The organism is Micromonospora sagamiensis, from assembly GCF_014680085.1.
Classification (GTDB): domain Bacteria; phylum Actinomycetota; class Actinomycetes; order Mycobacteriales; family Micromonosporaceae; genus Micromonospora; species Micromonospora inyonensis.
The window spans coordinates 33,054-45,798 of record NZ_AP023438.1 but is presented as its reverse complement, the minus strand read 5'-3'; the positions used below and the strand labels follow the sequence as shown (position 1 = coordinate 45,798).

The window sequence follows — 12,745 nt, the reverse complement described above, 5'->3', positions numbered from 1 at the left end:
CGGCATGGCCGCGCCGGACCGCACCGACCAGCTGACCGCGTTGCTGAAGGACTGTCTGGTGCTGGTTTCCGGACGCGGTGAGGGCAGCGGCTTCTTCATCGGTCCCGGACTGGTGGCCACCTGTGCCCACGTGGCCGGCGCGACCGGTGACCGGGTCACGGTCGGGTGGCGCAACGCCGACCTGCCGGGCACCGTCCGCTGGGCCTCCACGCTGACCGGCCGGGGTATCGCCCCGTACCCGGACCTGGCGGTCGTCGAGGTGGCCGCGCCGGCCGGTGGTCACCCCGCGGTGTGGTTGGACGACCACCTGCCGGCCATGTCGGCGCGGCTCGTCGTCGTCGGGCACGCCCGGACGTACGGCCCGCAGGTCGGCCGGACGTCGGGGTGGTTCGCCCACGGCGGCGACTACGAGGACATGATCCGGCTGACCGGGGACGAGGTGGCGCCGGGAATGTCCGGTGCGCCTGTCCTCAACGCCGAGACCGGTGGGGTGTGTGCCATCACCAAGGCGACCCGGCGGTCGGGACAACCCTCGGGCGGGGTCGCCGTCCCGGTGCGGGCCATCCGGGCGGTCATGGATCCGGCCCCGTACCGGCGGCTGCGCCGGGAGCACGACGCCTACCACCGCCGCAACCGGCGCTGGACGGGCCTGGCCGACGATCTCCCCGGCGCGGCGGGACCGGTCAGTCGCCGGGCCGAACGGGAACTGCGCGCGATACTCTCCGGGCTGCCGGCGACCGACCACGAGCAGCACCTGGCGACCTACCGGGCGGTGGCCGGCGACCTGGCGGTGCCACCCCGGCACCCCCTGCACGACCACGGCGACGTGGTCAGCGAGCTGGCCGGGCTGCTACCGGCCGAGGACGGTTTCCCGCACGTACTGGCGTACGCGATCGACATGTCCTTCCGCGTCGCCGAGCAGTCCGTGGCCGAATCGTTGCGGGTGTGGGCGCGGATGTCTCCGCAGACGCGCCGGGACCGTGACGAGGCGGCGACCCGGCTGGCCGACGGGCGGGCCGGCGTCCCGGGCCCGGAAACCTCCCGGATCCCGTCGGTGCTGGTGTACGTGCGCCCCGCCGGCCAGGACCGGCGGCGGTACCGCTGTGAACTCTGGCGCTACGAGGACGAGGACGACATCACGCCGATCGCCACGGACGACCCCGACCGGTCGCTGGAGGAGCTGCGGCGGCACCTGCGGGACCGGCTGCCGGAACTGGCCCGTGGCGGACCGGACGACGGGCGGCGTCCCATGATCGAACTCGTGCTCCCGTTCCCCCTTCTCGACGAGGACGTCGACCACTGGCTGGAGGCTCCGGACCGCAATCCCTGGTCGGTTCTCGGGCAGACCAACCCGGTGGTGGTCCGCGAGCTGGAGCGCTTCGAGGAGGACGACGAACGCCTCGGCACCTGGCGGCGACGGTGGAAGGCGCTCGACGGCCAGGACGTCGGCGTCGCGCTCACCCCGGTCTCCTGCCTGGAACGCCGGGAGCATCGGGCCCTGCACGCCTGGTTCCAGCTCGAACCCGCGCTGGGCGCGCTCGTGCTGCCGGGCTCACCGCAGGACGGTCCCGCACGCGGGGCGCTCGAGGTCGGGCTCCACTGCGGTGTTCCGATCGTGGTGTGGCGCCGGCGCGGGTGCACCGGGCAGCCCGAGATATCGCACCGGGACTGCCCGGGGAGCCGACTCTCCGAAGCGGTCGCGGCCGAGTTCGGCAAGGCCGGCCGGGACGACGTCCCGGAGCGGATCAGGCGGCTGCGCAACCGCGCTGGTGCCGACGGGCATCCCGAGTGCGGACACGACGTCGTCCTGCTGTGGGACGACCCTGGTCGCCGGCTACCGCGGCCACGGATGGCGCCACCGACGGGGGAGCAATACCGTAGTGGGTGAATTCCTGATCTACCAGGGCACCGGGGTCGCCGACCGCGACGACGACCGGATCACGCGGCGGGCCGAACCCCCGCCGTGGCGGGTCTTCGACGGGGAACCACTGACCCCGCTGGACCGCGACGCGCCGGTGGGACGCAAGCTTCCGTACCGGACCAGGACGGTGCCCTACCAGGCCGACGAGGACACGGTCCGACTGGTCAACGTCGCACTGCACCTGCGCCGACCACTCCTGGTGACCGGTCACCCGGGCACCGGCAAGTCCACCCTGGCGTATGCCGTGGCGCACGAGTTGCGGCTCGGCCCGGTGCTGCGCTGGTCGATCACCAGCCGTTCCACGCTGACCTCCGGTCTCTACCACTACGACGCGGTCGGTCGCATCGAGGAGGCCAACGCCCGCGCCGCCGGCCAGCCGGGTGCCCGGACCGCCCCGGAGGCGGACCGCGTCCCCCGGAGCGGGAACGACCCTGGCCGGTGGGGTCCGGTCGACATCGGACGGTTCCTCCGGTTGGGGCCGCTGGGCACCGCCTTCGCGCCGTACGCGTTGCCCCGCGTGCTGCTCGTCGACGAGATCGACAAGAGCGACATCGACCTGCCCAACGAGCTGCTCGACGTATTCGAGGAGGGCGAGTACGCCATCCCGGAACTGCAACGGATCGCGGACCTCGTCCCACAGGTCCGGGTGCGCCCGGCGGACAACGGCGAGCCGGTGACCGTGAACGACGGGCGCGTCCGTTGTCGCGAGTTCCCGTTCATCGTCCTGACCAGCAACGGGGAGCGCGAGTTCCCGCCCGCCTTCCTGCGCCGGTGCGTCCAGCTGGACCTGGCCCAACCGGACGAGCGACGGATCGAGGCGATCGTCCGGGCGCACCTGGGCGACGGGGCGGTCGCCGAGGCGGCCGATCTCATCGCCGACTTCCTGGCCCGCCGGGAACAGGGGCAGCTCGCCACCGACCAGCTGCTCAACGCGGTGTACCTGCTCCACCGGGCCAGCGGTGACGGCCGGCCCGACCGGGACGAGCTGATCGACGTGGTGCTGCGCGAGCTGAGCGGCTCGGGGTGACCGCACGGATCGACCGCCTGCTCGCCGTCCTCGACGCCGCCGGCGTGCGGTTGACCCCTGCCGAGCTCGCCGAGGCGATCTGGCTCGCCCTGCGGGTGGACGTGACCGGACGAATGTCCACTCCGGCCGGCAGCGGGTCCACCGGATCGTCGCCCGGGGACTCCCTGCCCGGTCCGGCGGACCCCGTGCCCGGTCCGGCATCGTCCCGGCCGTCCGGCCCGGGACAGGTCGAGCTGCGGCTGCCGGTGCCGGCGGGCGAGACTCCACCGGACGCGGCCGACCGGGTCGCGGGACGCCCGGGGGAACCGGCCGACCCGGTCACGGGCGGCCCGGAACCGCTGGTCCGGGGGACCGCCCCCGACACCGACCCGGTGGGCGGAGCCGACGACGGAGGGCTGAGCCTGGAGGCGGTGCCGGGGTGGCCGCTGTTGGTGCCCACCGCCAGCGCGTTGCCCGACAGTGGTCAGGTGCTGCGCGCCCTGCGCCCGCTGAAGCGGCGCATCCGGTCCGGCCACCGCGCCACCATCGACGAGGTGGCCACCGCCTGCCAGATCGCCGAGCGGCGGCTCTGGACACCGGTCTGGCGGCCCGCGACGGACCGCTGGTTGCACCTCACGCTCGTGCTGGACCGCAGCTCCGTCGGCGGGATCTGGGCGCGCCTGGGGCACGAGGTCCGTACCCTGCTGGAGCGGCTCGGGGCGTTCCGGACGATCCGGGTGGTGTACCTGGGCCTGCGCCAGGACGGGACGATCGGGGTGACCGCGCGTGCCCGGCCCGGCGGGTCGGGGCCGGCGACCGCGCCGCGCTCACCCCTGGGCCTGGCCGACCTGACCGGCGACCACCTTCTCCTGGTGCTCAGCGACTGCGTCAGCCGCCCCTGGCACGACGGTGAGATGTCCCGGGTGCTCGGGCACTGGGCCCGCCGCGCCCCCGTGGCGATCCTCCAGCCGCTGCCCGAGCGGCTGTGGTCCCGTACCGGTCTCGACCCGGTCCCCGGGCGGCTGTCCGCCCCGCGTGCCGGCGCGCCGGGCACCGCGTACGGGTTCACCTCGGCCTGGCGGCGGCGTGGCCTGCCGGAGCGCAGCGGGCCGGTGCCGGTGCTGGAGATCGAGCCGAGGTGGCTGCGGTCCTGGGCGAACCTGGTCGCCGGCCGGGCGGTCGGCGGCATCGACACGATCGTGACGCCCGCCGGGGTGGCCGTCGTCCGCCAGCCGGTGGACACCGTGGACCCGGACGGGTCGGCGGACCCCTCGGTCGACCCTTCCCCTGAGCAGCGGGTCCGCACGTTCCGCTCCGGAGCGTCGGCCCCGGCCTACCAGCTTGCCCGGTACCTGTCGGCGGCGGTGCCGCTCAACCTCGCGGTGATCCGCGTCGTGCAGGCCGTGATGGTGCCCCGGGCCCGCCCGTCCCACCTGGCCGAGGTGCTGTACGGCGGGCTGCTCGCGCCGGTGTCGCCGGGCGGCGGGGCGGACGATGAGCAGCACCTCGAGTTCCTTCCCGGCGTCCGTCAGGTGCTGCTGGGCACCCTGCACCGGGCGGAGGCGGGCCGGGTGCTCGCCGACGTGTCCCGTTACCTGGAGCGGCACCTGGAGCGGACCGGGGCGTCGTTCACCGCGGTGGTGTCCGCCCCGGTGGGCGGACTGACGGTCCCGGCGCTGCGCCAGCCGTTCGCGCAGATCCGTGCGGAGGTGTTGCGCAGGCTCGCCGGGCGTGCGGGACCATCCGGGGACACGGAGCCGGCGGGCGATCCGGGGGAGTCGGTGGGCCCGGCGTGGAGGTCGGGGCCCGCCGCCGGTCGCCTCACCATCCTGCACCTGACCGGGCGGGAACCGGGCGGTGCGGACGACCCCGGGCCCGCGTCGGGACGGTTCGACCCCGCCCTGCTCGACGACCTCGTCGCCACCTGCCGCCGCGACCGGATGGTCCCGGACCTCGTCGTCGTCACCGCCGGGGTGACCCGGCGGGCCACTCCGGCGGAGTACCAGGCGGCCTACCGGATGCTGGAGGACCTGCGGACGCGGCTGGACCTGCCCACCGGCCGGACGGTCGTCGTCCCCGGCCTGTCCGACGTCAACGAGGGCAGGTGTCTGGCCCACTTCCTGGACCGGGCGGCCGACGGTGCGGAGCCGGTCCCGCCGTACTGGCCCAAGTGGGAACCGTTCGCGGAGCTGACCGCCCGACTGCCCGGCGCGACGGCGTTCCAACCGCACCAGCCCTGGCAGCTGCTGCCGGTCCCCGCCGCGCGCACGGTGGTCGCCGTGCTGAACTCCACCATGTCCGTCAGCCACCTGCCGGGCGAGCGGTTCGGCCGGCTCGGCCGCGCCCAGCTGCGGTGGTTCGCCGACCGGCTGCGCGACTACGAACGCCGCGGCTGGTTGCGCGTCGGCGCGCTGCACCACGACCCGACCGACGAGGCGGGCGATCCGGGGCTCCGGGACGCGGACGATCTCACCCGTCTGCTGGCTCCCCACCTGGACGTGGTGCTGCACGGTCACCGGGGTGGCGTACGCGAACTCGGTCTGACCGGGGTGCCGGCGGTCGGTGCGCACCGCGCGGACGACCCCACCGCACCGGACACGGACCGGACGGGTGGGGCCGGCGGGTACCGGTACCAGTTGGTCGACCTCCGGCCGGGAACGCTGCGCGTCCTGCCGCGCGGCCACGGAGCGGGGCCGGACCCGACGGCCGGGGAGGTCGTCTCGCACGCCTACGGCGACCACTGGTGGCCGCCGGACGCCGACGGGCCGGGCACCGGTGCGACGGGTGGGGCCGGTGCCGACGCCCTGACCGACGGAACCCGGACCGACCTGCTGGCCCGGGTGGCCCGGATCTACCGTACCCGCACGCCGGACGCCACCATGGCGGAGCACCGGTGGCCGGGTACGCGCCGTGGCGGGCCCTTCGCCGGCTACCTGGTGGTCTCGCCGGGCGGCGAGCACCTCTCCGCTCCGTACCGGATCGGGGTGTACGACGGCGAGCCGCGCGCGGAGACCGTGCGGCGGTTCCTGGACGACGTGGTCCGGCCGGCGGGTCCGCACCGCGACGCCACACTGGTCTGCCGGTCGGCACCGGCCGACCCCGGCCTCCGGGAACGGGCCCTCGGCCAGGGCGTCCGGGTGGTGAGCTTCGCCGACTTCGAACTCGGCGACGACGTGCTTCGGTCCGCCGAGAGGTGGGCGGCGTCGCTCGACGCCGACCCGGCGTTCCCGGCCGTCCACTACGTCGCGCAGCCCTACGTCCTGTTCGACCCCGGCACCGGGTCGTCCGGCACCGCCGACGGGGCACCGGTCCCGCCGGCACCCGACCTGCTGGGCCGCCTCCGCCGGTGGTTGGCCGCCCCGGAGGGGCAGGTGATCGCGGTGCTGGGCGCCTCGGGGACCGGCAAGACGTTCCTGTTGCGGGAGCTGGCGCGTCGGCTGTACGCCGACCACGACCCGGTCGTGCCGATCCTGGTGGACCTGCGGAGCCTGGACTGGCGGGTCGGCCTGGCTGAACTGATGGCGATCAACCTGGCCCGGAGCGGCGTACGTCGGGTGGACCTGGACCTGAACCGGTACCTGCTGCACGAGGGGCGTGTCGTGCTGTTGTGCGACGGGCTCGACGACCTCGCGACCCGTACCGCTCACGACAAGCTGGGGGAATGGGTGGCCGGCTGGGAGGCCGGCGCGCGGATCTGGCCCGGCCGCAGCAAGGTCGTCCTGGTGAGCCGGGACGCCGACCTGCTCGCCGACGCGCTCGGCGCGTACGCCGCCGAGGACCCGGCCGGCGCGGTGGTGCGTTGGGTAAGGCTCGTCGGCCTGGACCGGGAGCGGATGCTCGAGTTCCTGGCCCGGCGACTCGGCGGCCCGGAGCGGGCGCGTGCCCGGCTGGAGTTGCTGGGGCGGGTCGGCGGCCTGCCGGGGATGGCCCGTAACCCGCGGATGCTCGCCTTCATCGCCGACATCGACGAGCAGTGGCTGCGCTCGGCCGCGTCGGGTGGTGGCCGGGTGACCGTGGCGGACCTCTACCGGTGGCTGATCAGCGATTGGCTCGACGGGGAACGCAGGCGGGGCGGGGCACGCCACATCGTCCTCGACGACCTGGAGCGTGCGGCGACCTACCTGGCCCGGCGGCTGTGGGAGTCGGGCGAGCCGGCGCTCGGCGCGGACGCGCTCGGTGCGGCGGCGGACATCCTGACCCGGCTCGGCACCGCCCGGGGCGGCGGGACGCCGGGCCGCAGTGCGACCGCGCGGCTGCTCGGCGCCGGCACGCTGCTGGTGCGCGATTCGGCGTACCGCTTCCACTTCGTCGACCAGTCGGTCCTCGAGTGGCTGGTCGCCCGGGAGATCGCCGACCAGTTGGACCCGGACCAGCCGGCCGGCCGGGTGCGTGGGCTGCTGCGTCGGGAGCTGACCCCGTTGCTGGTGGAGTTCCTGTGCGACCTTGCCGGGCACGACACCGCCCGTCGATGGGCGGCGGCGGCGGTCGCCGACCCGGCCGCACCGCTGGAGGTCCGGTCCGCCGCCCACCGGGTCCTGGACCACCTCGACCGGCTCGACGCGGGTCGGCCCGGTCCGGACCAGCACGGAGCCGGTTCACCAGACCCGCCCGCCGGAGGGGACCGGGCGTAGCGCCGGGACGTACGGGTCGAGTTCGCCCGGCTCGAACCGGCACATCCCGATGGCGTACCAGTACTCGCCGTGCGGCTGCCCCGTCAGGACGTACCGTTGGTCGTCGAGCAGGACGGCCGAGCCGCCGGCGGCCAGCGGCACGAGCACCGCGTGCGGTCCGGCACGTGTGGTGTCCCAGAACCGGACGGCACGATCGCCGCCGGCACTGGCCAGGTGACGGCCGTCCGGGGTGTAGGCCAGCGAGCAGATCCAACCGGCGTGGCCGGTGATCGTGTGGGCGAGCTGGCCGCTGGCGGTGGCCCAGATCCGGATGGCGCCGTCGGCTCCGGCACTGGCCAGGTGGTAACCGTCCGGGGAGAAGGCGATGGCGGTGACCGCACCCTCGTGTCCGGCGAGCGCGCGCGGCCGTGCTCCGGCGTCGAGGCCCCGGATCCGGATCGTCCCGTCCTCGTCCGCGCTGGCCAGATGACGCCCGTCGGGCGAGAAGCCGAGCGCCCGGACGGTGTTGGCGTGCCCGGGCAGGACCTGCCGTCGACCGGTGCCGAGATGCCACACCCGGACCGTGCCGTCCGTGCCGGCGCTGGCCAGGTAGTGCCCGTCCGGCGAGAACGCGATGGCGGTGACCCCGCCGTACCGCCCGGCGAGGGCACGGACCGCACCGTGACCCGCGACGTCCCACATCCGGATCGTGCCGTCGATGCCGGCGCTGGCCAGGTGGCACCCACCCGGCTCGAAGGCGATCGCGCGCACCGCCCCGATGTGCCCGGTCAACGTCCGTTCGAGTTCCGCCGTGCTGGGGTCCCAGACCCGGATGCCGCCGTCGTGGCCGGCGCAGGCGAGGTAGCGGCCGTCGTCGGAGACGGCGAGCGCGGTGACGGCGGCGTCGGGGCCGCCCGGTTCGCTGAGCACGCGGGGCTGGTCGCCGACCACGGGGCTCCAGATCCGTACCGCGCCGTCGCCCGAACCGACCGCCATCCACGGATCGCCCTCCCGGGGCGAGAAGCACAGCGCGCGGGAGTCACCGCCGCCGCCCCGGACGGTGCGCGACAACCTGCCCTCGGCGGTGTCCCACACCCGGACCGTCTCGTCGTCGCCCGCGCTGGCCAGATGCCGACCGTCCGGGTAGTAGGCGACGGCGTGGACGGTGCCGCCGTGGCCGGTGAGGGTGTGCAGTGCCTGGCCGGTGCCACCGTCCCAGACCCGGATGGTGCCGTCGTCGCCGGCACTGACCAGTCGCCGCCCCTCGGGGGAGAAGGCGAGAGCGCGGATCCAACCGGTGTGACCGGTCATGGTGTGGACGATGGCGCGGGTGGTCACGTCCCACACGTGGATGCGCCGGTCGTCACTGGCGCTGGCCAGCCGATCGCCGGAGGGCGCGTACCCGACGGCGTGGATCGTGCCGGTGTGGCCGGTGAGGGTGTGGACGGTGTGGCCGGTGGTGGTGTCCCAGATGCGGATGGTCTCGTCGTCTCCGGCGCTGGCGAGGTGTCGGCCGTGTGGGCTGTAGGCGACGGTGCGGATGCGTCCGGTGTGGCCGGTGAGGGTGTGGAGGGTACGGCCGGTGGTGGTGTCCCAGATGCGGATGGTCTCGTCGTCTCCGGCGCTGGCGAGGTGTCGGCCGTGTGGGCTGTAGGCGACGGTGCGGATGCGTCCGGTGTGGCCGGTGAGGGTGTGGAGGGTACGGCCGGTGGTGGTGTCCCAGATGCGGATGGTCTCGTCGTCCCCGGCGCTGGCCAGGTGCCGGCCGTCGGGCGGGTAGGCGACGGCCCGCACCGTCCCGGTGTGCCCGGTCAGCATCCGCAGCGGCATTCCGTTGCCGGCGTCCCACACCCGGATGGCGCCGTCCTGGCCCCCGCCGGCCAGCAGCCGTACGCCGGAGGCCACCGCGACGGCGTGCACGACGGCGCAGGAGGCGATCTGGGGTTCGGCGGCGGTGTCGTCGGGCAGGGCGGCACCGAGTGTGTCGACGCCCCGCAGTGCCTCGCCGTCGGCTCCGGTCGCCGCCACCAGGGCGGTCCGGCGTAGCCGCACGTTGGTGAGGACCGCGCCGGTGAGGTCCGTGCCGAGCAGCCTCGCCCCGGTCAGGTCGGCCTCGGTGAGGTCGGCGTCGCGCAGCGTGGCCCGGTCCAGGCGGGCCCCGGTGAGGTTGGCCTCGGTCAGGTTGGCCCCGGTGAGGTTGGTGCCCACCAGCCTCGCGCCGGTCAGGTCGGCCCCAGCGAGGTCGGCGCCCGCGAGGAACCGGGCGGAGAAGTCCTCCCCGCGCAGGTCGAAGCCGGGCATGTGCAGGGGCGAGGAGGTGGCCACCCGCAGGTGCCGGAGGACCTCCACGGCGTTGCGTCCCACCCCGCGCGCGGTGGACCGGCCGGCCAGCGTCTGTTCCGCCCAGTCGCGCATGGCGTCGCGACCGGCCAGGCCGACCAGGAAGTCGATCATGAGCGGGGACATGGACCGGCCGATCAGACCGGGGGCGGCGCCACCCCCGGCGGTCAGCTGGCCGGCGAGGTGGTTGGCGATCAGCCACTCGCGTACCGAGTGGTGGACGAAGGTGAACCGTCGCTCGCCGTACCGGACCAGCAGTGTGCTGGACCCGAGCAGGTGGGCGCTCTCCTGCGGTTCCAGGGCGGCGGTCTCACCGACCGCGGTGGCGGTGAGCTGGGACAGCGTGGCCGCGGCGGCCCCGAGGTCGTCCAGGCTGAGGCTGTCGTCGGGCGAGTCCCACAGCCGGAGCGCCAGATGGGTCACGGCCTCCCACAGGTCCGCCTCGCTGGGGGCGAGCGGACCGAGGCGGCCGAGCCGCCTGGTCTCGTGGGCCAACCAGCGTTCGAGCACCCGCCGGTAGAGGTCGGCGGCGGTGATGGGGTTCCCGGCGTCCGTCGCGACGTGCAGTGACTCGTCACCCAGTTCGGTGATGAACCCGAGCATCCGCGGATTGCGGGACAGCCCGAGCAGGTCCTTGACGTCACGGAGCAGTTCGAGGCGGTGCCGGGCCCTGACCGGGTCGCGCAGCTGGTGGGTGAGGAAGGTGAGGATCTGGTGGTCGTCGAAGTCGGCCAGGCGTACCACCCGGCGGTCGGCGCCGAGCTGGGCCCCGAGCGCGGACAGCACGTCGGCGTCGGTGAGGAAGTGCTGGTCCCGGCTGGTGACGATGACCTTGGCCCGGTCCTCGGCCGCCTGCACGATGGTGTCCAGGTGGTTGGTGGCGCGGTCGTAGCTGACCCGGGTGGCCAACTCGTCGAAGCCGTCGAAGAGCAGTGCCACCCGGCCCTCGCGCCGCAGGTACCGGAACGCGTCGAGATCGATCTGCCGCTGGCCGTGCCGGGAGAGCTGCACGGCGACGAGTTCGTCCAGGCTGTACGCCTTCTCGAAGCCGCGCAGGTCGATCAGCACCGGCACCGTGCGGGAACCGTCGTCGCGCATCCGGCGGGCCAGCTCCCGCAGCAGGAAGGTCTTGCCGTGTCCGAACGTGCCCAGCACCACCACCAGCCGCCCGCGCGGCGCGTCGACCCAGTCGCGCAGCCACGCGAGGAGATCCGTGGACGGCGGTGCCTCCGACGGTGCCCGTGCTCCGGGCAGGAACTCCGTGTAGCGCTGCGGGACGTAGGCGGCGGACGGATAGACGGGGTCGCTGTCCAGCACGGCGGCCTGACGTTCGGTGAACCGGTCGAGATCGGGTCCGAGCTGGAAGTCGGCGAAGGTGACGAGGGCGACGCCGCGCCCGCGGGCCCACTCGCGCAGTCGCGGATCCGTCGCCGCGCCGACGTGCACGAGGCTGGCCGTCCGGCCGGCGCTGCCGGTACGGAACCGGGCCAGCACCTCGACGAACCACCCGACGTCGTCGTGGGTCGGGACGGCGGCACACACCCCGATCGGATGCTGCTCCGCCGGCCCCCGGTCGCCGTGCGTGGAGTCGGGGGAGACGCGCAGATAGGCGACCCTCGTCGAGTCGGGCTGCCGGACCAGGGTGACGTCGGCCGCCGGATGGCGCAGGCGGCAGACCTCCGCGACCTGGTCCGCCAGCCGGCGCAGCGCCGCCGGTGGGTCCGGGTGGCGGGGAAGGGGCACCGCCCGGCGCGGCGGCGGGTACGGGAGCGGGACCGGCCCGGTGGTGCCGGCCGGACACGGACCGCCGGGCAGCGTGTGTACCCGCAGGTGGCCCGGGTGCACCTCGACGAGTTGCCAGCCGCCACTCCCGCCGCCGACCACCGGCACGCCGACGGGGCGCAGGAGGGCGAGCGCGGGCTCGTCCGGCTGGCCGTGCACCACCAGGTCCAGGTGCGGGCCGAGCGCGTCGACGAACCGGTCGGCGTCGGCGAGCCGACCGCTGGTGCCGGCGGCACCGTCCGGCCGGTGGTGCAGCACGCCGACCCGCAGCCAGTCCCGCCGGGCGGGCGCGGACAGGTGGTCGGAGAACCAGTCGATCTGCTCCGCGCCCAGGTGGCCGTACTCGTCGCCGGGTAGGTGGGTCTGGGCCATCGTGGAGTTGAAACCGGCGACGACGACACCCAGGTCGGGGTGCTCGGTGAGGGTCCAGGGTTGGTCCCGGGGCAGTTCCATGCCGTGGAACCGGCGGACCATCGTGGCGAACGGCTGCCACTTCTCCCAGTACGGCGGCGTCGGCTGTTCCTCGTCGGCGGCGCACTGGAGAAAGTAGGCGTGGCACTTGAGGCGGTTGACGTCGCTGCTGCCCGGGACCAGCACGATCCGGCGGTGATCGATGCCGAGCGCGTCCCGCAGGGCGCCCAGGGTCTGGTGTGCCATCTCGTATTCCGCCGGGGTGGCGCGTTCGGCGAGATTGCCCGTGACCATCACCAGATCCGGCGGACGCGGTGCCTCCGAGGAATTCAGCTGGTCGAGCAGGGAGTCGACCATGTCGCGCGGTGACCGTGTGCCGGCCTGCGGGGAACGCGTCGCGGCCAGGAAGTCCGGGCAGTGCAGGATCATGATCGGCGACGTGGTGTAAACCGGTGCCCCCCCACTTCCAGGAGCGTTCCCGGAACCGCCGGAGGGCGGCGCGACGCGCGGGGCGCGTCCGGAAGCGCTCTGCGCTGACCATGGGCGGTTACGAGCCTATCAATTTACGATGATCCAAAGACGAGCGATTCCCCTATGCGGCTTAGATACGGCTTGTCCTTAATGTTTCGGCTGTTGATCAAGTGGTGGGTCGGGATATGCTACCCACCAGCTGAA

4 protein-coding genes are annotated in these 12,745 nt (G+C 74.3%); 3 read left to right on the top strand and 1 reads right to left on the bottom strand.

Annotated features, from left to right (window positions below; all coding sequences use genetic code 11):
- Positions 1-4 precede the first annotated feature (4 nt).
- The 3 genes from IGA62_RS00135 to IGA62_RS00125 are packed head-to-tail and all read left to right on the top strand — an operon-like array spanning position 5 to position 7,558.
- Positions 5-1,888, top strand: a complete 1,884-nt coding sequence (locus IGA62_RS00135; protein ID WP_145817332.1) for a VMAP-C domain-containing protein — start codon at positions 5-7, stop codon at positions 1,886-1,888.
- Positions 1,881-2,948, top strand: coding sequence for an AAA family ATPase (locus IGA62_RS00130; protein ID WP_198501161.1), 1,068 nt, complete (start codon positions 1,881-1,883; stop codon positions 2,946-2,948). The genes IGA62_RS00135 and IGA62_RS00130 overlap by 8 nt, the downstream gene beginning before the upstream one ends.
- Positions 2,945-7,558: an SAV_2336 N-terminal domain-related protein gene (locus tag IGA62_RS00125; protein ID WP_186499807.1), complete on the top strand. Its 4,614-nt coding sequence runs from the start codon at positions 2,945-2,947 to the stop codon at positions 7,556-7,558. The genes IGA62_RS00130 and IGA62_RS00125 overlap by 4 nt, the downstream gene beginning before the upstream one ends.
- Here IGA62_RS00125 and IGA62_RS00120 read toward each other — a convergent pair.
- Positions 7,523-12,499: a WD40 domain-containing protein gene (locus IGA62_RS00120; protein ID WP_145817333.1), complete on the bottom strand. Its 4,977-nt coding sequence runs from the start codon at positions 12,497-12,499 to the stop codon at positions 7,523-7,525. The genes IGA62_RS00125 and IGA62_RS00120 overlap by 36 nt on opposite strands.
- Positions 12,500-12,745 lie beyond the last annotated feature (246 nt).